This window comes from Umezawaea beigongshangensis (genome assembly GCF_016464305.1).
Taxonomy (GTDB): domain Bacteria; phylum Actinomycetota; class Actinomycetes; order Mycobacteriales; family Pseudonocardiaceae; genus Umezawaea_A; species Umezawaea_A beigongshangensis.
The window spans coordinates 1-224 of the sequence record NZ_JAEIOJ010000058.1; the positions used below are offsets into that span (position 1 = coordinate 1).

1 rRNA gene is annotated in these 224 nt (G+C 58.9%); it reads left to right on the forward strand.

The window, feature by feature from the left end:
• Nucleotides 1-66, forward strand: a 16S ribosomal RNA gene (locus tag IMZ35_RS30315); the annotation flags it as partial.
• Between the last annotated feature and the right edge of the window lie 158 nt (nt 67-224).

Sequence of the window (224 nt, forward strand, 5' to 3'; positions counted from 1 at the left end):
CTGGCGATTGGGACGAAGTCGTAACAAGGTAGCCGTACCGGAAGGTGCGGCTGGATCACCTCCTTTCTAAGGAGCTTTCTCTCGCACTCGCCGCTTCGGTGGTGTGTGCGGAGACTCGTGCCGGCGGCGAACGATCGTCGGACGAGTGCTCATAGATGTGGATGCTGGCTAGTGCATTCGGCTGGGTTGTCAGAGGAGTTAGTACTGTCCGCAAGGGCGTGGAA